Source organism: Candidatus Aramenus sp. CH1, from assembly GCA_022678445.1.
Taxonomy (GTDB): Archaea; Thermoproteota; Thermoprotei_A; order Sulfolobales; family Sulfolobaceae; genus Aramenus.
In genome coordinates, this window is record JALBWU010000002.1 from 99,771 (window position 1) to 126,036 (window position 26,266).

General features: G+C 49.1%; 26 protein-coding genes. 18 read left to right on the top strand and 8 right to left on the bottom strand.

Going from position 1 to position 26,266, the window contains the following annotated elements; genetic code table 11:
- Positions 1-53: 53 nt before the first annotated feature.
- The 4 genes from MPF33_02175 (at position 54) to MPF33_02190 (ending at position 4,554) form a co-directional block, all read left to right on the top strand.
- Positions 54-2,114 (top strand): xanthine dehydrogenase family protein molybdopterin-binding subunit, encoded by a 2,061-nt coding sequence (locus MPF33_02175; GenBank protein MCI2414052.1) that lies wholly within the window; start codon positions 54-56, stop codon positions 2,112-2,114.
- A gap of 169 nt (positions 2,115-2,283) precedes the next feature.
- Positions 2,284-2,970, top strand: coding sequence for an SRPBCC family protein (locus MPF33_02180; GenBank protein ID MCI2414053.1), 687 nt, complete (start codon positions 2,284-2,286; stop codon positions 2,968-2,970).
- Between the two features lie 51 nt (positions 2,971-3,021).
- Complete coding sequence (locus tag MPF33_02185; GenBank protein MCI2414054.1) at positions 3,022-3,969, top strand: hypothetical protein; 948 nt, start codon at positions 3,022-3,024, stop codon at positions 3,967-3,969.
- A gap of 51 nt (positions 3,970-4,020) precedes the next feature.
- Complete coding sequence (locus MPF33_02190; protein MCI2414055.1) at positions 4,021-4,554, top strand: class I SAM-dependent methyltransferase; 534 nt, start codon at positions 4,021-4,023, stop codon at positions 4,552-4,554.
- 104 nt (positions 4,555-4,658) lie between these two features.
- Here the strand turns inward: MPF33_02190 and MPF33_02195 are convergent, their stop codons facing one another.
- A complete protein-coding gene (locus MPF33_02195; protein MCI2414056.1) occupies positions 4,659-5,486 on the bottom strand; it encodes a DMT family transporter in 828 nt (275 codons plus the stop codon).
- Between the two features lie 313 nt (positions 5,487-5,799).
- Between MPF33_02195 and MPF33_02200 the strand changes: the two genes are divergently transcribed.
- From MPF33_02200 to MPF33_02225, 6 genes are all read left to right on the top strand, one after another.
- Positions 5,800-6,777 carry a hypothetical protein gene (locus MPF33_02200; GenBank protein MCI2414057.1) on the top strand — a complete coding sequence of 326 codons (978 nt, stop codon included), beginning with the start codon at positions 5,800-5,802 and terminating at the stop codon, positions 6,775-6,777.
- A 53-nt stretch (positions 6,778-6,830) separates the two neighbouring features.
- The gene (locus MPF33_02205; protein ID MCI2414058.1) at positions 6,831-7,679 is read left to right on the top strand and encodes a DUF973 family protein; all 849 of its coding nucleotides are present in this window, start codon (positions 6,831-6,833) and stop codon (positions 7,677-7,679) included.
- Positions 7,680-7,766: 87 nt separating this feature from the next.
- Positions 7,767-9,344, top strand: a complete 1,578-nt coding sequence (locus MPF33_02210) for a B12-binding domain-containing radical SAM protein (protein ID MCI2414059.1) — start codon at positions 7,767-7,769, stop codon at positions 9,342-9,344.
- 83 nt (positions 9,345-9,427) lie between these two features.
- Positions 9,428-9,937, top strand: coding sequence for a hypothetical protein (locus tag MPF33_02215; protein ID MCI2414060.1), 510 nt, complete (start codon positions 9,428-9,430; stop codon positions 9,935-9,937).
- Positions 9,934-11,268, top strand: coding sequence for an ATP-binding protein (locus MPF33_02220; protein MCI2414061.1), 1,335 nt, complete (start codon positions 9,934-9,936; stop codon positions 11,266-11,268). Before MPF33_02215 ends, MPF33_02220 begins: the two co-directional genes overlap by 4 nt.
- Positions 11,269-11,500: 232 nt before the next feature.
- A complete protein-coding gene (locus MPF33_02225) occupies positions 11,501-11,839 on the top strand; it encodes a DUF2173 family protein (GenBank protein ID MCI2414062.1) in 339 nt (112 codons plus the stop codon).
- A 19-nt stretch (positions 11,840-11,858) separates the two neighbouring features.
- Here the strand turns inward: MPF33_02225 and MPF33_02230 are convergent, their stop codons facing one another.
- The 4 genes from MPF33_02230 to MPF33_02245 all read right to left on the bottom strand — a co-directional run bounded on the left by MPF33_02230 (position 11,859) and on the right by MPF33_02245 (position 16,240).
- Entirely contained in the window at positions 11,859-12,950 is a 1,092-nt protein-coding gene (locus tag MPF33_02230) for an S-methyl-5-thioribose-1-phosphate isomerase (protein ID MCI2414063.1), read from the bottom strand.
- 149 nt (positions 12,951-13,099) lie between these two features.
- Entirely contained in the window at positions 13,100-14,662 is a 1,563-nt protein-coding gene (locus MPF33_02235; GenBank protein ID MCI2414064.1) for an APC family permease, read from the bottom strand.
- A gap of 356 nt (positions 14,663-15,018) precedes the next feature.
- On the bottom strand, positions 15,019-15,198 hold the full coding sequence (locus tag MPF33_02240) for a hypothetical protein (GenBank protein ID MCI2414065.1): 180 nt from the start codon (positions 15,196-15,198) through the stop codon (positions 15,019-15,021).
- 43 nt (positions 15,199-15,241) lie between these two features.
- Entirely contained in the window at positions 15,242-16,240 is a 999-nt protein-coding gene (locus MPF33_02245) for a hypothetical protein (protein ID MCI2414066.1), read from the bottom strand.
- 417 nt (positions 16,241-16,657) lie between these two features.
- Here MPF33_02245 and MPF33_02250 point away from each other — a divergent pair, with 417 nt between their 5' ends.
- The 8 genes from MPF33_02250 (at position 16,658) to MPF33_02285 (ending at position 24,168) form a co-directional block, all read left to right on the top strand.
- Positions 16,658-16,936, top strand: a complete 279-nt coding sequence (locus MPF33_02250) for a helix-turn-helix domain-containing protein (GenBank protein ID MCI2414067.1) — start codon at positions 16,658-16,660, stop codon at positions 16,934-16,936.
- Positions 16,933-17,793 (top strand): hypothetical protein, encoded by an 861-nt coding sequence (locus MPF33_02255; GenBank protein MCI2414068.1) that lies wholly within the window; start codon positions 16,933-16,935, stop codon positions 17,791-17,793. The genes MPF33_02250 and MPF33_02255 overlap by 4 nt, the downstream gene beginning before the upstream one ends.
- A gap of 67 nt (positions 17,794-17,860) precedes the next feature.
- A complete protein-coding gene (locus MPF33_02260) occupies positions 17,861-18,778 on the top strand; it encodes an ABC transporter ATP-binding protein (GenBank protein ID MCI2414069.1) in 918 nt (305 codons plus the stop codon).
- Positions 18,765-19,547, top strand: a complete 783-nt coding sequence (locus MPF33_02265) for an ABC transporter permease subunit (GenBank protein ID MCI2414070.1) — start codon at positions 18,765-18,767, stop codon at positions 19,545-19,547. The genes MPF33_02260 and MPF33_02265 overlap by 14 nt, the downstream gene beginning before the upstream one ends.
- A 44-nt stretch (positions 19,548-19,591) precedes the next feature.
- Entirely contained in the window at positions 19,592-19,813 is a 222-nt protein-coding gene (locus MPF33_02270) for a hypothetical protein (GenBank protein MCI2414071.1), read from the top strand.
- Positions 19,814-20,084: 271 nt separating this feature from the next.
- Positions 20,085-22,052 carry a hypothetical protein gene (locus MPF33_02275; protein MCI2414072.1) on the top strand — a complete coding sequence of 656 codons (1,968 nt, stop codon included), beginning with the start codon at positions 20,085-20,087 and terminating at the stop codon, positions 22,050-22,052.
- 6 nt (positions 22,053-22,058) lie between these two features.
- Entirely contained in the window at positions 22,059-22,568 is a 510-nt protein-coding gene (locus MPF33_02280) for a hypothetical protein (protein ID MCI2414073.1), read from the top strand.
- Positions 22,569-23,019: 451 nt separating this feature from the next.
- Complete coding sequence (locus MPF33_02285) at positions 23,020-24,168, top strand: hypothetical protein (protein ID MCI2414074.1); 1,149 nt, start codon at positions 23,020-23,022, stop codon at positions 24,166-24,168.
- On the opposite strand, the gene MPF33_02290 is transcribed toward MPF33_02285, so the two are convergent.
- The 3 genes from MPF33_02290 to MPF33_02300 are packed head-to-tail and all read right to left on the bottom strand — an operon-like array spanning position 24,165 to position 26,249.
- Positions 24,165-24,689 (bottom strand): hypothetical protein, encoded by a 525-nt coding sequence (locus tag MPF33_02290; protein ID MCI2414075.1) that lies wholly within the window; start codon positions 24,687-24,689, stop codon positions 24,165-24,167. The genes MPF33_02285 and MPF33_02290 overlap by 4 nt on opposite strands.
- Positions 24,686-25,393: a hypothetical protein gene (locus tag MPF33_02295; protein ID MCI2414076.1), complete on the bottom strand. Its 708-nt coding sequence runs from the start codon at positions 25,391-25,393 to the stop codon at positions 24,686-24,688. Before MPF33_02295 ends, MPF33_02290 begins: the two co-directional genes overlap by 4 nt.
- Position 25,394: 1 nt before the next feature.
- Positions 25,395-26,249 (bottom strand): ABC transporter ATP-binding protein, encoded by an 855-nt coding sequence (locus MPF33_02300; GenBank protein ID MCI2414077.1) that lies wholly within the window; start codon positions 26,247-26,249, stop codon positions 25,395-25,397.
- Positions 26,250-26,266: the final 17 nt, after the last annotated feature.

A 26,266-nucleotide genomic window follows, 5' to 3' on the forward strand; every position in this document is an offset into this window, starting at 1 on the left:
GGTCCATAAAAAACCTCACCCAACTTTTTTAGCTACTGCGTCAATTATCAACCGTGAAGAGGTCTGACCTAGAGGGAGTAATTAAAGGCAAGGGCAACTTCGTGGACGACCTTCCCTTCTCTGGATATCACGCAGCGTTCGTCAGGAGTACCTATCCTCACGCTAGGATAAGGGTAGACCCGTCAGACGCTGTGAAGCGGGGCGCGCTAGTCCTAACGGGGGAAGATGTAAGGATAATATCGAGCTCGGTTACCGAAAATGAGGGCTCTGCAACAGTGTTACCCCTCGCCCTCAAGAAGGTCAGGTTTCAAGGGGAGCCTATAGCGCTGGTCCTGGCAGACGACCCTTACAAGGCCGCGGACCTTGCTGAACTAGTGAACGTGGACTACGAACCTTTAGAGCCGGTCTCGAACGTAGAGGAGGCCCTCTCCGGGAAGTCCTTGGTTTTCGAGGAAAAGGGCTCAAACGTCGTGTACAACAGGTTGTACGAGTACGGCAGGATGCCGAGAGAGGACAGGAGTATAGAGCTTGAGCTCTACTGGAGCAGGTCAAGCGGTAACCCCATCGAGACCTACGGCGTGATAGTCTACCCTCAAGGCGACTCGCTAAAGGTGATATCCAACGTGCAAGCCCCCTATTTCCAAGGACAGCTCATCTCCAAGGTATTGGGGAAAGTGAACATGGTCCCTGTGAGGCACGGGGGAAGCTTTGGGGCCAAGTTCTCTGTAGCAGACTACATAATAGCGCTTGGATTGGCGTCGAAGAAGTTCAATGTGCCCATAAAGTGGGTAGAGACGAGGACGGAGCACTTAATGGCGTCAAAGAGCTCCGGGCCCGAGAGGAAGTTCAAGGTAACGGCATACTTTAAGTCAGACGGAACGGTCACCGGGCTTGACTTCAAGGTGTGGGAGGACGTAGGGGCGACGCTGTTCAACGGGCAAGCTTACAAGCCCGAAGGTATACTGGGGGGACCATACAAGGTGAGGAACATAAGGTACGAGGCCTCCTTAGTAGCTACAAATAAGAACCCAGCAGGAGCTTTCAGGGGAGCAGGGACACCTCCCCACACGTGGGCACTTGAGAGGGTAATGGACGCAATAGCGGACGAATTGAGGGCGGACAGATCTGAGGTCAGGGAGAAGAACTTAGTCGACTCCTTCCCCTACGAGGCGCCCTACGCAATGTACGACTCCGGCGACCCAAAGGGGCTGTTGAAGCTGGCTTTGTCGAGGCAGGACGTCTTAGAGCTGAGGAAGAGAGGGTACGGTGTAGGGATAGCTGTCTCCACCGATCCAAGTACCCCTGCGGGACAGGAGGGAGTGAAGATAGTGCTCAAGAAGGGCAAGTTGGTCGTGAAGGTAGGCTACGGACCTGAGGGGCAAGGTAACGAACACGTGGCCAGGCTACTTGTCTCAAAGTTCCTAGGCGTACCAGTGGAAAAAGTGGACGTGGAGCTTGCCGAGAGCAATGAGGGCGTGTCCTCCTTTGGTCCTGGAGGGAGCAGGATGAGCGTGTTCCTCTCTGGCGCAATTAAGGGGGCGACAGAGGAACTGGTAAGCAAGCTCAAGAGGGAGCTGGGAGCGGAGAAGTTTGAGGATGGTTACTTCATTACCAAGAAAGGGGAGAGGGTAAACATACTCGAGCTAGAGGGTGAGGCTACTTACGTTGTGTCGCTCCAAGGTAAAAAAGGTAGGTTCTTGGCATATCCCTTTGCTGTCGACATAGCAGTTGTGAAGGTAGACGAGACTGGTCTAATAAGGCCAGTGAAGCTAATCGTGTACATAGACCCCGGCACTCCCCTTGACGAAGAGGTGGTAAAGGAGCAGGTCATAGGAGGGTCATACATAGGAGTTTCCTTGGCGCTGTACGAGAGGTACGTATATGAGGGAGGCCAACTACTCACTACAAGCTTGTCTGACTACAACATGATCACTGCAGTTGAGGTACCGGAGTTTGAGGTGAACATAGTGCCTACTCCCTCGCCCTATACTCCCCTGGGCTCAAAGGGCATAGGGGAGATACCAGTGGGAGTGGCAGCGGCTGCGGTGACAAGCGCTGTCGAGGACCTCCTAAAGAGGAGGGTCAGCAGGATTCCCGTGGACGTGTCCATCTAGTCATCGACAACTAGTGTCTCACCTATATGTCCTCTTGCCGGCTAAGCGATGCCTTGAAATGAGATGCGCTTTTTCCAAATATTTAAACATAGAACGTTGGACCGATGCTTTCTAAACTCAAGTAAGTACAACTGGATTTATTTAAATTTCTTAAAAAAGATCTATAATTATGGAAGTCAGCTACGATTTTGAGGTAGAGCAGGGTCCTGATATCGTCAAAGGGTACTTGTTGGAGCCGGAAAACTTGATGAAGTACGTACCCGCGTTCAAGGGTATCGAGCGTACCGGAGAAGATGAGTGGGAGCTCAAGGTATCTTGGCTCATTACGCTAAAGCTAAAGGTAATTAGGCAGATGACTAGAGACGAGATAACTTACCTTATCAAGAAGACTGGGGGGATGATAAAGGTAGAGTCTTACCTCAGGTTCGTAATACTACCTACAAAGGGAAGGACTGTCGTAAAACTAATTTTCTTTTACAAGGGGCCATTTGAGGGGATAGCCAAGAGGCAGACGGAGTCCTTTTACAAAAGGGGAATAGAGATCTTCAAGAGGGACATGGAGTCAGCGAGGACTCCCGAGAAAACCACAGAAAGCAAGGTGGTAGTAAGTGGGAACAACCAGTTTCCGTCGATCCTGCAGATGAAGACCGTAGAGGTGAAGATGATATCGGCAAAGGACGTCGAGGACGTTATTGGGGAGGCCATAGCAAAAAGCCTCGATGCACACGTCCTCCTCATCCTCTCAGACGGAGAGAATGTAGTGGAACTTAAGTTCTACGGGGGCGACGTAGTGGAATCCAAGGGAGACCTAAAGTCCCTCAAGGAGCCCATAAAGGTCGTTGTGAAGACTAAGTAGTCTCCTTCTCCCTTCGATTAGATTAATTTCCTTGTAATGCTAGTAGAGGTCATGAACCTGTTTGCTTTCCTACTCGTGCTATCCATTGTACCACAAGCCATTCACGTGGGTCTAGGCCCCGTCAGTATAACGTCTTACAACGACGAACTCTTTGTAGTAAACTACAATTCTAGCACAGTGACAGTGGTACAGAACGACCAACCGGTAACAAATATAAGCGTTGGTAAAGGGCCAACGATAGCCATAGCCTCCAGCAATTACGTCTACGTGGCCGACTTTCTCTCGTCACAAGTGTCGGTCATAGACCCAAGCACCTTTAAGGTGGTCTCCAACGTTACCGTACCCACTCCCTATGCCCTTGTCTACGTGCCACAGTACGGCGAAGTGTTCGCGACAGAGACCTTCAGCGACCAAGTTGCCGTGATAAAGGGAACTACACTCGTAAAGAACATAAGCGTAGGCGGGCAACCGACTTACTTGGCGTACGACCCAAGCGACTCGTTGGTGTATGTCTTGGTCCAGTTCCCAAGCCCGCAAGTCCTGGCGATCTCCCCGGCCAACTATTCCGTCGTTTATTCCGTTCCCCTTGACTACTTCCCTACGACCATGGCGTATGGGGGTAGAGAGGTCTACGTGACCAGCGTGGCCTCGGGCTACCTTATGACCATACAAGGGGACCACGTGTCTTACCAAAAGGTCGCTGAAGGCATCTTTGGAGTAGCATACTACAACGGTTACCTCTACTTGACCGACGTGGAGAACAACTCCGTGTTAGTGTACAGGGGAGGGTCCTTCGTGTCCTCAGTACCTATGGGCAACAAACCGTCTTTTATTTACCCGTTTAACGGTAAGATCTACGTCACCATTGCTGGAGAGGACTACGTCTACTTCTTCGACGCCTATTCTCCCCCAGTAAACCTAGAGTTGCCAGCGTTTATTGTCTGGGTAATACTAGTTGTCGTTGCGGTGGCGTACGTCTCTGTGAGGAGACGTTTATGACTAATTTTTTAGGTTGGTTATTTAAATAACCCCATTTGTCAAATATTACCAATGTCCTCCATTTTCGACAGTTTGAACTCTTGGAACGTAAAGCCGTTTAGGCGTATGGGGGTAACTATTGACGAGGAAATATACTTCGCAAGGTCGTTGCTGAAGGACGTGGAGTCCTCTAGGCTCGTCTTAGAGATAGGAGGAGGCAACTGTCTAGTGTCCGAGATCATCAGGAGGAGCGGTAAGGCAAGGGAAGTCGTGAGCGTAGACACTTGGAACGAGGAGATAACCATTAACGACGTGAAGTCCTACATTAAAGGAGTGGAGCTAGTTAGGAACCTCTTCCCTTTGCCGTTTAGGGACGAGTCGTTGGACATGGTCTACTCAGTCCTCTACTTCTACAACGTTAAGAGGGAGAACAGGAGGGAGCTCGCTAGGGAAGTGTACAGGGTATTGAAGAAGGGAGGTAAGTTTATCTTAGTCGAGCCCGAAATAGTTAGGAACATGAGGAAGGACTTCATCTCGGCAGGGTTTAAGGAGGAGTCCTATCGCTCTGAGCAGGCGGTCTTCTTCTCTAAGATGGTAAAGGGATAAGGATGCCGAAAAAGCCCAAAGGTCAGCGGGAGCGCTCTTTCTTTGCAACGTAACTTCGTAGAGAACCTACCTCAACGACTAAAAACGCGGGCAGCCTTTATGCTTCACTTTACTGCCCTCCTTCCTCCCAGCTGACTGAGCAGTACTCCAGCTAACGCTAGCCCTGAGCCTAGAACCTCCATGGGGGTGGGAACGTTGTCAAGTATCGCAAACGAGAACAAGTAGGCTGCCACGGGGACCATAATGACAAGCGTTGACGAGTTCAAGGGACCAAGGCTCTTCACAGCCGTGAACCAGAAGATGAACCCTAGCGCTTGAGCGAGTAACGCAACTAGAAGGGCGTAGGGCAACCCACTCAAGGAGAACGAATAGGACGCAGGGAGGAATGGGACGACAAAAACCGTGGAGAAAAGCGAGCTGAACGCGTTGAGCTTGATCACGTCGATCCTCATTAGGTTCCTCCGAAAGTATATGGTACCTATCGCCCAAATAATAGCCCCCACTACTGCTACCAGAGAGCCTATGCTAAAGCTCGTGCTGTCCACTGAGATGAAGATCCCCGCAAAAGCTATGACCGTCCCCACGATTTGCAGCAAGCTCAACCTCTCGTGCATCAGCCTCAAGAGCACTATGACGAAAATTGGTTGAGTGTATATCAGCACAGAGGCTAGTGCTGGGTTGGTGGAGAAGTTTATGGCTATGTTGAGAAGGATCACGAAGAGGCCCATGTTCAATATCGCGTTAATCGCCTCCTTAACCCCTACTACCATGCCCCTGGCGTAAGCTAGCAACACCACTCCTCCGACTAAGAACCTTATGAAAGTAAGGACAAAAGGCGACATAAAGTAGAGGGCTAACTTCGAGAGGGGAAACGAAAGCCCCCAGACGACGACCACTCCTAGGATAGATAGGTATCCTTTTAGGGAGCTCACAGTTTACTTAGGGAAGTAAATATATTTAAATCTATTCTAGACCGAAAGGAATAATAAATGTCATTTGAAAGCAAATGATTCCCTTGCCATAACTGTACATTCGATAGCGTTATACACTAAAAAGATTTCACCTAAAAGCTTTAACTAAATGGCGTAAGAATGAAAAAATTTAAAAAGAAACATTTAAGAGTACAGTCTACGATTTAATATTATGCAAAAAGCCCTACTGAAGGAAAAGGAGAAGAAAGAGGAAAGGGTAGAAGAAGAGAGGACGGTGGACCTAACCTCAATAAGGCCTAGGGGTCTAGATTGAATGGAGTATAAAGAGGGCGACTTTCTAAGCGTCCAGCACTACGTGAGGTACTTAATAGCCGAGAAACTTAAGACCAACGTTAGGAAGATAGACGAATACGTATACTACGAGGTAGGGGAACTCGACGAGTTCTTCCCAGTGAACTTCGTGTTAGGAAAGGACTCATCGACCGGGAAACTGTTCGTGATGCCTGTGAGGAGAAGGTGTCACATCCCCGATGGTTTCCCAGAGGAGGCTAAGGCCAGGCTGAGGAGGTGTATGGGCTTTGACTACCACGCCTACGAGGACTTCAAGTTCACCAGAGGAATAGGCATAAGACTACAGGGAGACCTAGTAATGGAAGTAAGGGAGGTATTTGAAGACGAAAGGGAAGTCCTTTCTTTCCTGTCCCCTTCAAATTTTCCAGACCTCTTTAACTCTTACGTGAGGGAGAGGCTAAAGGACAACAAGGAAGTCGCAGAGGTGGAGAGGCTTGGCTCCCTCTACGTGGAGCTCATGGACTACGTTTTAAGGTCGACCTTGCCAAAGGAGAAGGAGAGGGCAGTAATGAGGTTGTTAAGAAAGGTTGAGAAGGAGCTCACTTCCCGCTTCGACTTCGAGGTAGTGAACGTCTACGAGAGGAAAAGGAGCGTTTTCCACAGGAGTGAGAAGTGCATAAGGTTCATAGACGTCCAGGGGGCGCTTGAGAACTTTAGGCGGAGGAAGGTGACAAGGGAGGACTTCGTGGACTATGTTAAGTCGAGGACGCAGGGTCTTGCGATCAAGCTAGGACACTACACGACCCCACACTTAATAAGGCTGAAGGGAGTACTAGTTAACGCTGAGGTGAACTTAGCTGGAGTCATCATGTTTGGCCCTCAAGCAGTTTACTTGAGCCACCCCGAGCATGGAGAAGAGGCGTATTACGTGCCAAAGCCCAGTTACGTCCTCTTTAGGCTAATGGGCATGGAGCCGGAGCTAGAGGCGTTTCTCTGGTGAGGTGCTTCTGATTTTTCGAATTAGTTTATTTTCCCGTTTTTCCCATTGGTCGTATGTCTAGCTCTAGCGAGATAGGAGCTTTACAGAGGTTAAGACAAGGCGTACTTTACTTCATAATAGTTCCACTTTTGTTATTTCTTGCGCTCGTTTTGGACTCCACAGTAGTAGTGCCTATTTTGGCAGGATTAATCTCCTTAGCTTTGATATTCCTAGGTTACGTTAACATCAGGGAAGGCTTCAAGGAGTTACTGAGTTACGGAAAGGACACGAGCCTAGGTGTAAGCGCCACTTCTATACTGCTAGCGGGAGTGATCGTGACTCTGATAGGGGCTATTTTGACCGTAATAGCTATCGGGCTTGTCGTGTTGATACTGGGGGTAATAATGTACTTTATAGGCATGATATTGTTGGGTATAGCCTTCTACAACTTGGGAAAGAGCTACAATAACTCAACGCTCAGCGCTGCCGGTATACTGATGGCGATACCGATAGGGATAGTTCAGTTTATAGGGGAGATACTTGCGTACGTCGAGTTAGGCCACTTGGTAAATACGCTCCAAGTGTACCCTCAACAGCCCGGCCAGTTCCAGCCATTCCCTCCTCAGCCTCCCCAAGGCCAACCTACTCAAGGCTTCTACCAAGTTGGGACTGGGGTCATAAGGAGTAATGGGGCTGTCACCGTCACGGTGTACAGTCCATATTCTGTCAGCGTGTCTTACGCAGAGCTCGTCAACTTTGGCTTAACTACCACTTCTATAACTCCCACTTTCCTTTCCCAAGGCAATAACGTGATAACAATAAACTTTGGCGGCGTGACAAACCTGTCGCCCGGCACGACGTACACGGTGAGGATACATCTAATTAACGGTCAAGCCATTGACGCGATCGTCATGTGCCAGTAGGATAGATTTTATAAAAGTTCGTATATGAAACATTTAACGCCTTTTGAAAGAAACCTTTATTTTTAGATATATCTATGATACCTTATAATGTATGACGCGATTCTCTCGGCAGATAGAGGATCGTTCACCGACTACAACGGCTCTAGCGTACTAGGCTACGTGGCGTGTATGCCCTATAGACTAGTGCCAAGGGTGTTCATGGACAAGTTCTTCACCCCTCCCGTGAAGACCGACAAGGAGGGGAAGGCTATCTACGCTCCGTACGCCTTGAGGAAGATCGAGGCAGTGTTGGTAAATTCGGGGTTCAAGGTCGCCGTGATCCCGCCAGAGAGGCTCCACGCCTTCGCCGGGAAGACGAGGGTAGTTGGCTTCACTGTTCACGATCCCTTTGGCCTCAACCCTGTGAGTGCAAAGCTCTCTTTCCTATTCGGAGGAGGACCAACCTGGACAGCTAAGTTCTTTCAGGAGTTCGGTGAAGAGGTAAAGGGGCTAAAGCAAAGGTATGGCTTTAAGGTGATAGCAGGAGGGCCAGGGGCGTGGGAGCTAAGCCTTGCAAAGCCGGAGTGGATTGACGTCCTCTTCTTGAACGAGGCTGAGTTGGAGCTCCCGAAGGTGGTAAAAGCCTTGTTAGACAACCAAGAAGTGCCGAGGATAGTTCACGGGAAGAGCCCGAAAGCAGATCAAATCCCATCAATAGTTAACCCGGCCAGACTGGGGGAAGTGCAGATAACTAGGGGGTGCCCAAGGGGTTGTAAGTTCTGTTCCATAACCCCGGAGACGTTTAGGTCAATTCCACTGGACGTGATCAAGAAGGAGGTAGAGGTTAATCTAAAGGGCGGGATAAGGAGGGTCGAGTTCATCACCGACGACATCATGCTCTACGGTTCCCAGAAGCTTAGGACCAATCACGACGCCATAGTCAAGCTCTTTACCGAGGTAATGGGGATGGGGGTGGACGGTATATGGTTCCCCCATATCTCGGCCCCAGCAGTGAGGGAAAGCCCCAAGACCGTGAGGGCAATGTCTGAGATAGCGAGGTATGACGTGGACAGGGCTGCGGCCCCTGTAGTTGGACTTGAGACGGGGAGCGTGAAGATCATGGAGAAGTACATGTCTGCAAAGGCGTTCCCTTGGACTCCGAGGGAGTGGAGGGACGTTATCATAGACGCCACTGGCATCATGAACGATAACTACATCTACCCCTGCTACACAATGACAATAGGCTACCCTGAGGAGACTGAAGAGGACTTGAAGCAAAGCATAGACCTCGTCCAGTCCATAATAGACCACAAGTTCACTGCGTGGGTGTTCCCGTTGCCCGTGATACCAATATCTACTACCTACATAGCGAAGAACCCATATCCCAAGCCTGAGACCCTCCCGGAGGACTACTGGGACCTGCTCTACATCTCGTGGAAGTACAACCTCAAGGTTACTAGGGAGCTCGTGCCCATTCTCACTGGTGGGATAAGGAACAAGTTCGTCAAGAGGCTTGTGGTTACTATGATAAACAAGACCTTCTCTAATATCGAGGAGATCTTCAAGGCGCTGAAGGAGACCAAGGGCGAGTACTCTAAGACTTTCTCTAACGTTAACTTGAACAGCATAATAGGGGTGATTAAAGCAATTTATTGGCTAGTTAGGCTAAGCGCGAAGCCCGCATAATTTTTCCCCGTTTTTCTCTATCTAGACACGCAAGTAGTATTAGTAGAAAGGTAAAAAAGGGTTTCACCCCAAGCTACTTCACCATGCTTACAGAGGATCAAGTGATTTCAGCGATAAAGGAGCTGTACAACGGAAGGCCCGTGCCTTATTCCAAGATTAAGAAGAAGCTCAAGGTGGACGGGGAAGAGGTAACGTGGATATTGGAAAAGCTGGAAAGGGAGGGTAAGTTGAGGAAAGTGGAAGTGGGTGGGGGGAAGTCTTTCGAGCCCGTGGAGGGGGTCGACAAGATAGACCTGGTGTTGACAGAGGTAAAGCAACTCCGGGAAGAGGTGAGAAAGCTCCAAGAGCTCTACTCTGACAGGAAGAGGGTTAGCGAGAGCGCCTTTGACGAGATCTACGAGAAGGTCAAGGACAACTTGGGCTACGCCCACCTTTCCGCCATAAGGGTCGAGATGGGGCTCTCAAAGGAGGAGTTCTACTCAAAGATGGGTAAACACGTAGAGGAGCACTACGACCTCATTGCGGGAGGCGATGAGGGCTTCGTCAGGAAGGGCTCGGTGTACGGCATAGTTAGGAGGAGGAGGTCAAGATGATCTGCAAAATACCTAAGGTAACCGTGACCACTTGGAACAGCAACGACGTCATACTCGTCGGCCCTACGTATAGGCAGTTCCTGCAGAAGACGCTTGAGGCAGTGAGGAACAAGGACATCGCGTCCACTATAGGCCAGCCCGGGATGGGGAAGACCACCATCTTGAGGAAGGCCTATAGCTCCTTGAGTTCTCTTGCCTTCTTCCTAGACTTGTCCAGTAAGGGCGAAATAGAGGAGGAGTTTTGGAGCAAGGTGGATAAAGCACAGCTTAGGGCACTGGTGGTCGAGAAGCTGAGGGCCAAGAAGGGGAAGCTCGGCTACTCCTTCTTCAAGAGGCTAATGGGAGTGAAGTTCGAGGACTGGCTCGAGAAGGCCTGCGACAAGTACTCAGACAGGGACTTGAGGATCTACTGTATGTCTTACTCAAGGGACTTCGACGGCATGATAAAGCTCCTCTTAGACTTGAGAGGGATCACAGAACTTTCGCTCTTCATAGACGAGGTAAGGGAGTCCCACCTAGCAAAGATACACAGGCTGATCAACGCAGGGCTCGAAATCCCAGTGATCATGGCAATCCCGACAGACGCCTACAGCAGGGTAACCGACTTGGCAATAAGGAGGAGGTTGGACGAGAGCAGGATATCCCTGGACAACAGCCTTACGGAGCAGGACATCAAGGAGATTGTGGACGCCTACTGCCCCCAGCTCTCAGAAGAGCTCTTCCCTATAGTCCTCTCATTGTGGAAGGGTAGGGAGCTGAACACCGTGAGCTCCATGCTCCAGTTTGTGAAGTCCCAAGTTGACAAGCTGTCTGAGGAGTGCAAGGAGGACGTCTCCTGCTATAAGAAGAAGCTGTTGGAGTCCCACTCACTGAAGAACCCAGAGAGCGACTCCAAGGACCTCGAGAGGATGATCAGGGAGACGCTCAGCTCAATGGCCAGCGAGCTCGGCATAAGCTACGTCCACCCTAGGGGTAAGAGGGTGGAGGTCAAGGGCAAGTACGTTACCGTGGGCATCTTCTTCTTAAAGGACAGCCTCGCCTACTTGGGGATGGTTAAGCTCATGAACGACGACAAGGAAGAGGACGAGGAGGTGAAGCTGTTGTCGTCGGTGGAGAAGGTAGAGCACGAGAAGAAGGAGTACGTGGTCGCAAAGAAGTTCGTGATAACCAACTCCCAGAGCCTAAACGCGTTCGGTAACGTGAAGGTGGAGGTCACGACAATGGAGGCGGTGAGGATCTTGCAAGGGGACAGCTTGATCCTAGAGGAGAAGCTAAAGGAACTCTTCTCGGGCTTTGCCGAAAAGAAGGACGAAGTACAAGTGACCAGCTAAGGTATAGGTAACATTTATGTTAACTCCTTAATTATCAAGGAAGTAGCGTTCTGTCACGCTATTTAAATTTTCTCCTTCTTTAACGGGGGTTATCGTGTTTATATAACAGTTTACGTTCTCTTGGAATACCTTGAAAATTATAATAATAATTTAAGTATTGAAGTTAGCAAAAGAATATTTTTTATTAATAATTTTTATATAAACGAAATAATATGGTATACTTAGACCTAAAATGGCGTCCAAGCTAGACCGCCTAATGCAACTAAAGGGAGCTATAGCGGCAGGAGAGTTCACAGCAGACGGGAAGCTAGTGGAGTACAAGGGACAACTGAGCAAGGAATTGGCAGAGATGGTTGCCATGATGTGCGCCGCCAACAGCCTAATGGGGAAGATGCAAGCAGAGGGCTTCACTAAGTTCAGCGGAATGAAGTGGACCCCGTTCCACGGCTGGGCAGTGGCTGCAGGAGACTACGCCGTGTGCGTCATGGGCAACTACGGGGTTTTCGTGGAACTGGAGAAGGCAGACTTCAACGAGATTTTCAAGACGTTAATGGTAGTGGCGAGAAGCTAAGAGAAGCTAAAAACCTTTTTTACCTTTCCACTACCTTTCTGACGTTTTTGTCGAAGGGCGAGTAGATTATCCCCTTTTCCGTTATTATGGCGGTAACGTACTTCGGAGGGGTAACGTCAAACACCGGGTTGTAAACTTTCACCCCCTCTGGCGCTATTGGCACTCCCCTCACAGTCCTGACCTCGTTTGGATCCCTTTCCTCTATTACCACATCCTCTACCCTGCTCTTTAAGTCGAACGTGCTGGTGGGAGCAAGGGCATAGAAGGGTATTCCCAGTTCGTGGGCTATGACCGCCTCTTTGAATGTACCTATCTTGTTGAATACGTGGCCGTCGGCCAGTATCCTGTCCGCCCCCACCATCACGCTGTTCACCATCCCCTTGTACATGACTAGGCCCACCGCGGTGTCCGCGATCAGCGTTACCGGGATACCCTCGGCCATCAGTTCGTACACAGTGAGTCTGCTACCCTGGAGCCACGGCCTGGTCTCAGGGGCTATTACCGAGACCTTCATACCTAGGGCGTGAGCTACCTTCACGGGGGCTAGCGCGGTGCCCAAACCCGTGCCAGTAGCTAGACCTCCTGCGTTGCACTGGGTCAATATGGTATCCCCCTCGTTTACCTTCTCCAGACCGTAGAGTCCCATCTGCAACTCTGCCTCGTACTCCTCGTCGTATATTTTCTTAGCCTCGGCCTTCATGAGGTCCATGAGTTCCCTTACGTTCTTGACCAACCCGTTCTCAACGGCATTCCTAGCTACGTTTAACATGCGGGAAGTGGCCCAGCTCAAGTTGACCGCAGTGGGTCTCGCCCTGTCTAAGGTCGCCTTGGCCCTCGACAGGGAAGAAAGTGCCTCCTCTAGGGTAGAGGAGTTGAGTAATGCCGTAACCATACCGTAAGCCCCAGTGATGCCTATCGCCGGCGCCCCCCTAACCTTCATCTGCCTTATTGCGTCAGCCACTTCCTCTGGCGTTCTGGTCTCTACGAACGCCTTCTCAAAGGGCAAGGCTGACTGATCCAGGAGGACAAGAACGTTCCTCTGGTCGTCCCAGTTCAAAGGTACAAGCTTTGGTCTGTACATTTCCTTTAATTCCTTGAGTGATATCTTCATGTGGAAAGATTAACGAGAGTAGGTAAAAATCTTTCCGAGCACAAAAGCACGGTAAATGAGGTGCTTGGATAATATAACCTTCTCTCCAGAACTGAACGAGATAAAAGCGGGGGATTAATTGAAAAACGGGTTCCCTTGAAACATTTTTACTACTTAACTTCTTGTCTCCTTTCCTCTTCAACTATGTTGACAGTCTTCCCTATCTTGTTCCTTATTTCCGGCTTCTTCTTCCATGTCCACAGCGAGTAGGCTATCGTGAAGGCTAAGTACACCGTGGAGGCAATGACTGCCTGCGTGTACGGGAAGACTGGAGGCCACACGCTGGTGTACAGCACGAAGGCGAATATGCCGGTGGCTACGGTTGGGAAGGCGTAGTGCTGAATTAGGTGGATGGCGCCTTGTTCAGTCCAAAGTGCCCTCTCCTTTAGCCTGTAGAAAAGCACCGACACCGAGGTGTTCATGGTCACGTGGGTCACCACTAGCCCCACTAGGGCCATTGTGGTCAAGAATCCGAACGCATTCTCTAGGGCGTTGATTACTTGGGTTGAAGTCGCTGGTAGGCTGAGCATCTGAACTGGGCTTACGCCAGAGAAGTAGCCTGCTATGAAGCCCGCTATTACCGCAATTACGGTGGAAGACACTCCGACGAACGCCAATGCCTTAGTGGGCGTGACGAACTTCCTGTCCACGTACGCAAAGAACTTGGGGAGCACCCCGTCCCTAGCCATGGCAAAGTAGACCCTACCTGCGTTGGACTGCATTGCGACGCTGTCGGAGAACGCCGAGTTGAAGGCAAAGAGAGCCAGCAGGAGCCCTCCAGCGATACCCATGTACTCGGTGTACACTATTATCCCTGGAATACCGCTGTTGGTGAAGCTCATCATGTTGTCCACTCCCCAGCCCACGGTTAGCGCGTAGGCTACCTCGGTCAGCACTGCCCCGACTATGAACACCCCCATCATCAGTGCCTTCCTTATGGACTTAGAGTGTTTCGCCTCTTCCCCTAGGGGCGCTGAACCGCCATAGCCTATGAAGCTTGTTATCCCAAATATCATGCCCAAGCCCAGCGCTGCCAGGGGCCCTCCCAACGGGGCGAACTGGCTACCGTACACTTGGTTCCACGCGAACGGGTTGAAGACGTTGATTGTGTTATCAGGGGCCTTCAGGATAACTATCAAGCTAGTCGCGGCCAAGAAGGCAACTTCTGCGAGCGCCGCGTACCTAATGTACTTCATCTGGGGCCTTATGCCGACCATCGCCAACGCTATCGGCGCCATTATGAACACTACAATAAGCGGTATCCATACCCAGCCAGGGAGGGAGATGCCCCAGAAGTGGTTGAGCACGCCGGGTAGTACTATCCCTCCCACGTAGATGGGTATAGCTGCTGTACTCACTATCTGGTACATCGGGTACATTAGTCCAACTACCATTGCAGCCCTTGGGCCAAAGGCAGTAGCCACGTAACCATAGTAGCCCCCAGCGCTAGCGTGTCTCTTGGCTAGGTGGTATAGGGTGTTGACCTCAAGGTACATCACTGCCATAGCCAGCAGGAACGCCAACGGCGTCAGCACGAACGCGGCGGCAGCAGCTGACGTTATGAACGCCACTGTGTCGCAAGCTGGAGCCATTGCGGCTATCTCTTGTCCTAGGGCCTCCAACGTCCCGACTACTCCCTTTTTGAGCCTTGGAACCTCTTGCTGATCGCTCATATATTTAGGGTAACCCTAATAATATAAAAATTTGTCGCTAGCGGAGTCTAAGCAAACAGAGACTATGGAGAATTGGCTGTGCCGTAAAGCTCGAAAGTTTGCCGTTAAGTTTATACATAACGGTGTTCTCTCGGAGTGGAAAACTCAGCTGTACCAACCCTACTCTTTGAAATAAGAAATGTTACAGAAGCTAAGGTCTTTGGGTCAGGAAGCCTATAATGTTAAAGAAAGAGGGTTAGAAGAATAGCCTTATTCTCAAGCCCTTATATTATGGAGATTGCTCACTATTACGTACTTATCTTATCATAAATTGATACTATTAGTTGACAAAGATTAAAGTTACATTAAACGTGCTATTATTTTCTTAATTTTAACTTACCAACGAACAGTAGCACCTTCTTTCCCATTAACTCGGTTTCAATAGCGTAAAATGGTCTCATTTCGATTAGCCTTTCTCCCTGGATTTCAACCCTCTTAACCTTAATCTCTTTAGATCTGTACCCCTTTTCTTTTAGTTTATCAATAATATTTTGCATGTTATTATATGTGTGTATGAAGGTTTTAAAAAACTTTTTTCCTTTAGAAAACTTCTCTCGCGGTCTGGATCAGCCGATAGGAAGATACGTGTAGTTGCGACGCCAGGGCTTGTATGCCAAGCTTAGTGCCTATCACGTTTAGTCCACCTAAGTATGCACCGTAGACGTCGCTGGGGGGAGGCATGGCCCCAGCCATGAAGCCGAAGTCGGTAGCTAAGGAAGTGGAGTTTGCGTAGTAAACTTGTACCGCCTTGTCTCCAGCTAGGAAGAAGAACGGGGCCGCAAACTGGGGGTTCTCTATCGTAAACGCAGTGGCATTAACGCTGTGTACCTCGACTCCAGCTGAGGGTAAAACGTTGTTAGTCTCAGTAGAAAAGCTGTCTATGCTGAGCGAGACACCGCTGACCAGGGTGTAAGGCCATACGAACCCCAAGACATCTGTGGCCACGACCATGACGCCGCTCACTTTCATTTGGACGCCGTTATTGCTTACGGTAGCTATGGTCACCCCGTTGAGCTGTATTACCCATTGCCCGTTGCTGTAGAAAACGGTCTCGTTTATGGGGGAGGACGCACTTAGGGTAAGCCCTCCGTATATGACGTAGATTACTCCGTAATAGATTGGCGCGTTTGGCACAAACCACACATTGACGTCTGGGACCACTGTACCGTTACCCAAGTTGGCCGCGCCGTCCTGTATCCACATCCAGTTTACGGGTAGCGTAACTGGCGGAGGAATGAAGTAGTTGAAGTATGGACTCACCAAGCTGACGTTTAGGTAACCAGACACGTTGACTGGGACGTTAAGCATGTACGCTACCGTGTAGTTTCCGTCAGACACTCCGGAGAACCCCCTTGTCCATAGGGCAGTGTAATTTGAGAGCCCCGTGACCGTGGAGTAGCCTCCCACCGCCCAGTCGTAAGTCATACTTGAGGTGGCGGGAACGCTCAGGAACTCCGAGGAGGAGGCGAAGATCCCGTCCTCGAACATTTCCCTACTCCATACAGCTTGAGCTAAGTAGACGACTAGCGTACTCGACACTAACAACAGTACAATAAGGGCTTTTAGAAAGACATTTCCGCGCTTCCTTGGTTTTCCAGACATTACGTTATATAAAACGATGTTATATTTAAATTTTATGTAAATAGATAAGATATAAACATTGAAAATATCGATTTTTTCTATCATGGGAAAAACCATGGCAGAAAGTAGCCTCAGTCTCCTAATACAACTAATAGAACAACTACTAAATACGATATTAGGACTCCTAGAGACCCTGCTCCAGGCCCTAATCCAAGTCTTCGCAGTGTAAAAGGCATAAGGTTTTTCTTCTTTTTATTCAACTTCTTTTTAATTCCCAAAGTATTTCTGATTGTCTTTAGTTATCTGAAAATATACAGTTTTCTACGTTATTAAAAGTTTTTATATCGGTCATATTGAATGTAGAGTAGATGCCAGATGAAATGTAAGTTCTGCGGGTCATCTAACGTCATAAAGTACGGAAAGCTGAAGACTGGCAAGCAAGTTTACTTCTGCAAGGCCTGCAGGAGGTACTGGGTCGAGAACGCAGTTTTCCACAAGTACCCTGAGTCTGTTAGGTCAAAGGCCTTAAGCCTTTTCCTGCAGGGCGTGCCAGTCAGGGAGATCTCGAAGGAGTTCCTCATCCCACGCTCCACGATATACAAGTGGATAGAGAAGTACTGTAAGGGGGACGGGGAAAAAGGGGGTTTACAGTGAAGAGATGGCTCCTTTCCCTCACTCTCCTATTACTTCTCACCCTCCCCCTCCTCGGAGTGAGGCATTCTGCAGGTCTACCAAGTGGATCGGAACTGACCTATCAGGTCTCCTTTTCCCTCAACGCATTAGTTGTAAGTCAACAGGGAACTGGGGTTGTGACCCAGCATGTCTTAGGGGGCACCAACTTCACTTTACTGTTTAGTACCTTTGGTTACGGGAGTATTTACTCGCTAGCGAGCAAGGACAACGTTAACCTAACGTCTTACTTCTTGATGGAAATGTATAACGGGACTTACAATAAGAGCGTTGGACTGGGTAACGGTTTCCCCATGCTCTCCTCTAGCGAGCTGGAGTCCTTAAAGACAGGCAACTTCCAGGAAAACGGCTCTGAGGCAACTGTGGTTGCGTGTAATTACACCACCTCCAAAGGTACCTTCCCCGTCTACAAGATCACGTTAGTAAAGAGCGAGGCCTTGGGGACAGGGAACATAACGCTCTGGGTTAACGCTTCCAACGGCGTAATCATGCAGGAGTACATCGAGGTCTCCACTTTTCTGGGCTCTGCTACCATAACCGCGAAGCTGGTGAACTGGAGCATACCACAACCCAACGCCTCCCAAGTGAGCTCTAGCACTACAGTTTCGAACACGACCTTCACTACGTCCAGCGCCACCATGACCTCTACGACCTATACGCATATCCCAGTCACGACTTCCAGTGGTCCCCGGCCAACCTCCTCCACCACCGAAAGCAGTGGCTCTGCTACTACCTCAATTCACAGCGTTCCTATCTATGTACCAATAGCAGTAGTCGCCGTCGTAGTTGTCCTATCTGTGTTCCTCCTAAGGAGGAAGTGACTCGATCGCCCTAGGGAGTTCTGACACCGGTGAAAAGGTTTTTATGCAGTAGGTGACAGTACAGGGTATGTCCTTCTCTGTAGAGGTAGACAGCGTGACGAAAAGACTTGGGAAGTCCGTTGTCCTCGACGGCGTCTCCTTAACTGTTGACAAATCTGGATGTTACGCGGTCCTTGGTCCAAATGGCGCAGGGAAGACTACCCTTTTCAGAATACTGACGACTCTGATTTACCCGGACAAGGGAAAGGTCCTGATCAACGGAGAGGACGCGTTCAAGGACAAGGAGAAGGCGTTAGGGAACTTGGGGGCCCTAGTCAGCGTCCCAGAGCCTCCGGACTTCATGAAGGTCGGGGAATTCATAGAGTTCTCCGCAAAACTGAGGGGAAGGAAGGCAAAGCTCAACGAGCTAAACGAGAAATTAGACCTTCCCGACCTAAACAGGAGGTGCGGTAAGCTTTCCAAGGGACAAAAAAGGAGGGTGTTCTTGGCAGCGTTGATAGCCCAAGACCCGGACATAATAGTTTTGGATGAACCCACTGACGGTCTAGACCCCATTGAGATCTTCAAGGTAAAGGGCGTCATTAGGGAGTTGAAGAGGGACAAGATCATTCTCTACTCTTCTCACATCATGTCGGAGGTTGTGGACATATGCGACTACGTCTTTATCATGAATAAGGGTAAAATAGTCTATAAAAGCACAATAACTAACCTAGAGAGAATGTTTAGGCCCACCTCGTTGAGGGTAGAGTTAGAGTACCATATATCAATCGACGAGCTGAAGGCCACACTTAACGGCCTTGTCAAGTCGATAAAGGAGGACGGCGACAGGAGGTATGAGGTCGAGTTCGATGGAAACTCAGAGACGAGGCAGAAGATATTGAAGATCCTAGTGGACAACTTTCAAGTTAGGAGCTTCTACGACTCCACCTCCTCGCTTGAGAGCGCCTTTGTGAAGGTTTTGGGTGTCTTTAATGGCGGGAGTTAAAGACCTCTTCTACTATAACCTGTTGTTTTACGCAAGGACGAGGAGGTTCCAAATAATGTTGCCCCTTTCAGTGGTCGTGGCGTTCCTCAACACAATCTTAGTCGTCTTCAAGGTAGTCTCTAAGCCCCCCTCCCCTTACTTGTTTACGGAGGCGAACCTGGGTTATTCCGAGATACTGTTCATCCTAATTGCTTCCATGTTTGCAGGAGACCTCGTCTCAAGGGACTTCTCTAAGGAGGGGCTGTTTATCCTCACCCAACCCTTTGAGAGGTGGAAGGTGTTTGCGGTGAAGCTCATAGCCTCGGCGTTTGCCTCAATAGCGGTAGCTTTAGCCTATTTGGCCGGTTCCTTTGCCTCCACTTACGCCCTGTACAAGTTCGTGGTACCTACGTGGTCCGAGATAATTGGGATCTCTATCCTGGCAGTGGTTTCCCTTGTCTGCTTCGTCTCTTTTTTCAGCGCGTTGGTGAAGAGCCCAACGATCTCAATAACGGTATCCATATTTATCCTCCTTATAGCGTTCCCCTTAGTGCAGTCGATCATGGGCGACGTAAACAGGGAACCCTTCTTCCTAGTCACTTACGCCCTAGAGGTGATCACTAACTTAGCCCAAAGCACATATCCACCGCATGCGGTGCCCGTGGCGGGAGACAGCGTCACTTACAATCCGACAGTTCCGGAAAGCGTGGCGATATTCCTAGCCTACTTGGCGTTAGGCGCCCTCGCGTCGTTGGTAATTTACAAAAAGAAGGAACTAGCAGAGGCTTAAAACGTTTTTATACTTGAAGATGAAGTATATTTGGGTAGGTGTTCGTGAAGATAAATCTAGCCTCCCTGCTGGAAAGTAAGGGGATTAACGCAGAGGAAATAGACGCTAAAAGGCTTGTCATAGAGACCAACGACGGTAGAGTGATCTATGCTGAGGAGCCATCCATAGCTAAGACGAGGTTTTTCGGAATGGACGTACTGTTAGTTCTTGCTGACCTAGACGAGGGAAAGAAAGAGAAGCAGGAACAAGCAAATAGCTCAAAATAATTTAACTACTATGTCTTCTTTTTATAAAGAATATTCTATTCCCTATTCGCTTTTGATAATCTCTAGGATATAAACATGAAGAAGATATAAGTTTTTAAAAAGTATACATTAGATTATTTGTTTAGAAAAATTGAGATATATAAGATTTATTTAATGTAAAATGCCGAAATAAGGCGTAAGCGGTAAACCCCGATAAATACAAGGGTGATAGGTTTTTAAAAAAAGTTTTTATATAGAGAGTTTGATCATAAAAATATAAGGAGGTGTCAATATGAACGTTGGACTGAAGGGTTCTTGGAGGAGTGGTCACTCCAAGAGGGAAGGTATTAGTTCGGTTGTGGGAATGTTGATCGTTCTCATTATCCTCATAGCTGTCCTCATTCCGTTTACTTATCTCGTGCTCTCCCTTCCTTCCTCCCAGTCGACTGCAGCAGACAACGCCCAAGCAATTAACTCCGTAGCAACGTCCCAAAAGAACGAAGTGGTTGTAATAGAGTCGAGTGAACAGTTGAGCACTGCAAGCTTCTTGGCGACGAATCACCCCGTGTACTACGGGTTAGTTTACTCTCGGGAGGGAGGGATCTTGTACGTATTACTGTTACAGAACGCGGTGCCCTCCCCACCTCTTGAGATTAAAACAATCCTAGGGTACAACGGTGCTAGGTGGGTAGTTGTTAAGTCGTTAAACGAGGTGGTAAACGAGACAACCGCTGATCACACCTTTAACGGGTTTAAGGCAGCTGCAATTAATGTAGGATCAGATTACGAGGAGCTGATGGTGGAGACAAACTTCGGGAACTTAATCCCCGTGACTCCGTATGAGAGCATACCCTTGCCGTTAGCCAAGGAGACCGCAGGGATAGTGTACTTACAGCCCAAAAACTTCATCGTGGTCCAACAGCCAAAATTAGTACTACTAAGCCAAATACCTGGGATTAGCTCGAATAAGTTGGAGGATGGTGTTAGCTTGGTGTACTTGGCTAAACAAATAGGCAACTCCTTTACTGTTTCATGTGCTGAGATAGTGGGCTTGAATGGAGAATTCCACTACGTGGGATATTACCAAGGGGTCATAAGTAGCAATCCTCTTTCTTTTTCCCTTTACTACTTTAACGGCACGTTGGACGGTAGCTGGCAGGTTCCTCCATACGAGAATATTATATCTCCTAATGGATCCTACAACGGTTCGATAACTCTACCGGCACCATTCTTCGAAACTCCTATTAATGTGAGTGTGAAGGGGTACGTTAATGCAGTAGTCAACGGTTCCAATGTGACACTAACCGACTTCTTAGGTAACGTGACCTTGAGCAATAAAACAGTACTAGTATTCAATGGAAGTAATAAGATACTAGAAATCTTTCCTAATGGTACAAATTCAACTTTAACTTATCGCGGTAGCTACGAGATAAACGCTACAAACATGACCTCCATTGAGGGGAAGGGTCTCATAACGTTTACAAACTCTCAAGTTCCAGTCTATTCTTTTGGCTTATATTTAGGCGAGGAATACGTCACTGCTATGATCTCTGGCTACCTAAATGGCTCCATAACGATAAGTAACAATAACAACTTCATTTACCCGTATGGTGAGGGCGAATTCAACGGTCCTTTCGAAATTCAGACGAACTCCGTGTTTGCCGCCGCCGGTTTTTCCGAGTTTAGCGGGATCATAAACGCTACTATGTCCCCAGACTACATACCCTTTGGATATTCAGCCACCCTCTCCTTGTTCATCAACTCCACGTCAGAGAATAATGGCTACATTAAGAGCTACAATGGTTTGGAACCGTGGGTTGAGGAGCCCCTAGTTATCAGGTTCAACTTCGCTATAGCTAACCCGTCTAACTACTCTCTAAAGGTCTACTATGGATACCTCTTCTTTAAGGAGCAGTTTGTACTCGACTTCCTGATGTCCTCCGGGAGTAAAACTGGACAGGAGTCCGGCTACTTCTTAGGAGATGTCCAGTTTAACTTGCCCAATGGTCCGCTTCTGATACCTCCTAGCGGGTTAGTCAATGAAACTGTGCAGATAGCTGTACCGCTCCAGATCAATTTCTTCAACCCACAAGCGTATTCCGCCTTCAACGAAAGCATCAATAATGAGAACCAGTTCGTAATCTACCCGCAATACGAGGAACTAACCATAGAGTTCTACACCAATGTCGGCTACCTGGCCTCGTCCACTTTCTACATACCGGTGCAGCAGCCTATAACAGTCCAAGCCCAGCAGGGGTGAAAGTACATGGAGAGCGCGATCTCCACGTTCATACTGGCCATCGCTACTGTCGTAATAGGTGTAGTACTATTCGGCTTAATCTCCAGTTACGTAGCAGTCCAAGCTACCACAACTAACGAGATAAAGGAGGCTCAAGCCCTAGCGTCGACCCTCCAGATTAGGGAACAGATATCCTACGGTGAGGCTATCGTAGTTCCCTACCTTCCTGGGTACAGCAGGCTGATCTACGTAGTCGCATTTAATGTGCCACAGAATTTGACGACAGCGGAGTCCCTAAGCCTAATAACCCCCTCAATGGGAACTCCAGTTGAGGTAAACTACACTTCCGGTGTGTCGACCTCGATAACCGTGTACTCCACTTCTGGAAAAGAGATATACTCTGGCCCCGCCTTGCTTTACAACACGACCTCTAATTCCGTTAGTATAATATCCCTTCCTACCCACGGCTACACAGTAGTCTGGTTTATGGTAGACATAGACGGGAAGCTGTACAGGATAGGATACCTAGAGCTCTAAGACAAGGCATGTTTTTAGTCTTTCACGTTATTTTTAGTCTTTCACGTTATTACTAGAAGGTATTTTTAGATTATAGTGGCTAATAAATGGTATCCAAGATATCTACACCGCTAACATTGTTATCCTATTAAAAAATATAGAAAAATCTAGTTGTCTGTTCTTTACTCATAATTGTGTATAAGAATCAAACATTAGTTTGCCAACTTTTCTCAAGTGTATTTACGTAAGTATTTCAATCTAAAAGATACTAGATCTTCTAAATTAGAACTTATTTTTACCATACTTTATATCCTTAATTATCAGAATATCTGGTTCTTAGTTCTATGTTATCTCGATATTATTACGTGATCTAATAGTTGATAATTTAAGCTAAATTTGCTGAAGTATAACACACGTAAGGTCAGATGACAAGACTTTTTACTTGGGTACACTAGTCTTATACGTATCACTCATGGGAGGAGAGGATCACAACTTAAGGGCAGTTTCCCTGATCAACGACGGCGAAAAGAAGGTAAAGCTGGGGGAAGTTACTGAGGCAGAGCAATCCCTAAAGAGGGCCCTCTTGGAACTAGACGAGGCAATAAAGGAAGAGGACAGCCCGAAGTACCACTACAACAAGGGCGTAGCTTACCTAAACCTAGCAAGGGCCTACTCCTTGACCGACGAGGAAAAGGCGATGGAATCCCTGGAAGAGGCACTAAGGGAGTTCGAAGTCGCCTTGAAGCACTCTGATAAAGGGGTCTTCCACAACGGCAGGGGCACCGCCCTTGCGGAAATGGCCAGGCTCAGGAGGAATAAGGGCGACGACGTTGCCCTCCTTCTCGAGGAGGCGATAAGGGAGTTCTCAAAGGCAATACTCATGGAGCCGGAGGAGCCCAGCTATAGAGTAAACTTGACCAACGTCGTGTCCTTCCTCGCCGAGTCCAAGGCCCTTTCCGGAGACCTGGAGGAGACAGAGAGGCTCCTCTCCAAGGTCGTTGAGGAGTACGAGAAGACGTCCACGAATGACCCAGACTTGAGCTACGCTAATGCAGTTACCTTAATGGAGATGGCAATGGTGAGAAAACAACTGGGAAAAGTGGAGCAGGCGAGGAAAGACCTTGAGGTCGCCTTAGCTGAGCTAGACAAGGCCATAGCCAAGAACCCCATATCCTCAGACTACCACAACGCCAGGGGCAACGCCCTCCTACTCCTGTCAGAGGTACTACCACAAGGGGAAATTGAGAACGCCCTGTCGGAGGCCGTGAAGGAGTTCGACGAGGCGGTCTGGAACAACCCCATGTACCCATTCTACCACGTTGGAAAGGCAAACGTACTGGTCAAGCTAAGCCAGCTCTCTGCCGTAAAGGCAGAGGACTACTTGAGGCAGGCCATCTCAGAGTACTCTGAGGTCCTTCAGATAGCCAAGGACAACCCGGACTACTTGACCCTTAGGGCAAAGGCCTACCTAGAGCTTGGGAAGGCCACAGGGGACGCCAAGTACGTAGACGAGGCGGTGAAGGATCTGGACAGGGCGAGCAGGTACTCTACGTCTCCAGAGATAAAACAGCTTAGAGAGGAGGCAATTAAGCTAAAGCTAGGGCTGAGGAGGAAGGGCTAAGGCCTCCTAGCCCTCTCAAAAAGCATTGTGGTCAGCCCTAGGACTGTGAGCACCAACCCCAACGCCTCCACTAAACTGGGATTCTCCACTAGGTTCATCCTCGTGACGGACATCTTCACGTAGATGGGGTAGGTAGCGTTCCTGGACTCGACTAGCTTCTCCTCGTGGATCACTTTCTGGACAGTGACGTTACCGCAACTCAAGGACTCTGTGACGTTTATAACTTTGGTTACGTTCATGGAGTACAGTTCCTGGTAAGGTAATATGACCCATTCCCCGGGCGTCAATGGGATCACGGAGTCCAGCTTCACTATCGACTTTTCCCCGTTATGTACTACCTCGACGTAGGCGGAGACGTTAGTGGCGTTCTCTATAAGCTCAAGTTCCCCATAGACAGTTGGAGGAACGTTTAAGGACAGTTCCTTTGACAGGACTTGCGTGTTCATCACGTGAGCGTTAATGGAGGCTAAACCCAAGGAGAGGAGGGCAATGCCAAAGGCAAAGGCTAAACTCCCCTTCATACCTCTAACCCCCTGAACTTAAGGAAGGAAAGCACGAAAGCCAATACCGCTACCAACCCGTCCACGGCTACCCCTACCTCCACCTGCTGGTAGAGGTCCTTGCCTAAGGCGGTTATTATCCAAGGTACAAACGGGTTGGTGAAGGAAAGAGCAAAGATCTTCCCGTACTCTCCTTGGAGGGCGTAAAAGTACTCCCCAGCACCGCCGAACACGAAGACCCCACCAAGGACGAAGATGGACATCAAGGTGGACACTCCTGGGCTCCTGAATATCAAGGTGAGCAGTAGGACTAGGTTTTCGGCGAAGAAATATCCAACTACGAAGGTGAAAGCCAACAGGGGTGGGACTGGGACGCCAGAGAGAAGGGAGTAGAGGGCAGTAGTAAAGGCCCAGAGCAGTATGGGCACCACCACGTCAGAGAAATAGATGAACGCGAAGAGCTCCTCCCTCCTCACGGGGGTCGTAAGGAAGGAGATTATGCTCTCCTTGTACAGATGATCTCCCGTGACAAAGATCACGTTCCTAAGGCCTAGGGAGAAGGCCAAGGTCTCGGAGACACTGATCACCGGGACCATGGACAGCACAACCCCCAAGAGGGAGAACCCTCCCCTCTCGTAGAAGGCACTCAAGAAGACGTTTGATACCAACATAGTTGGCAGTACAAGCTCTAGCGTGGGCTCCCTGTACCTCTCCTTAAAGACCATGTTAAACACTTGAAAACCTCTTGAACGCCTCATCCAAGGAGTACCTCCTCACGTTTATTACGTTTACCCCTGCGTCGTCTAACTTGTCGACTATCTCCCTCATCCTCCCCCTTACCTTCAAGTATCCCCCTTCCATCTCCCCTTGGCCAATGACCTTTATCGCTTTCTCCGGGTTGTCGACCAGCAGGTAAACCTCTTCCTCCTCTCCTGCCATTGCGTCGTTTATTCTACCCGCAAAAGTGATCCTTCCCTCGTTTATGAAGACGGCGTGGGTGATGACCTTCTCCAGCTCGGAGAGTATGTGGGAAGAGATGAAGAACGTCACCTCCCTCCTGTTTAGCCTCTTCACTGCCTCGTAGAACTCCATCCTAGCGCTTGGGTCCAGGTTGGCCGTAGGTTCGTCTGCGACTATGAGCTCGGGTTCCTTCAAGAGGGCTGAGGCCAGCTGTACCCTCTGGGCCAGCCCCGAGGAGAGCTGGTTGAGCCTCTTGTTGAGGTGGGGGCCCAAGTTGAATTCCTCTATGACATCCCTTGGGTCCTTACCGTATATCCTTCCAATGTCGTAGAGGTACTCCTTGACCTTTGCCTCCTGCGGGTGGTGGATAGTGGTGAAGACCACGGAGAACCTCTCGTAAAGCCTTGGGTTGTTCCAGGGATCCTCCCCAAGCACCTCTACTTTTCCTCCTGACTTCCGCAAGAGCCCTGCGATGACCTTTATGGTAGTGGTCTTGCCGGCGCCGTTGGGCCCTATAAAACCTGTTATTGACCCTTTCTCTACTCTGAAGGTGACGTTAATCACTTCCCTCCTGCCAAAGACCCTCGCGAGGTTCTCGGCAACAATAACAGCAGTGACCATTATATAGAAAAACTTCC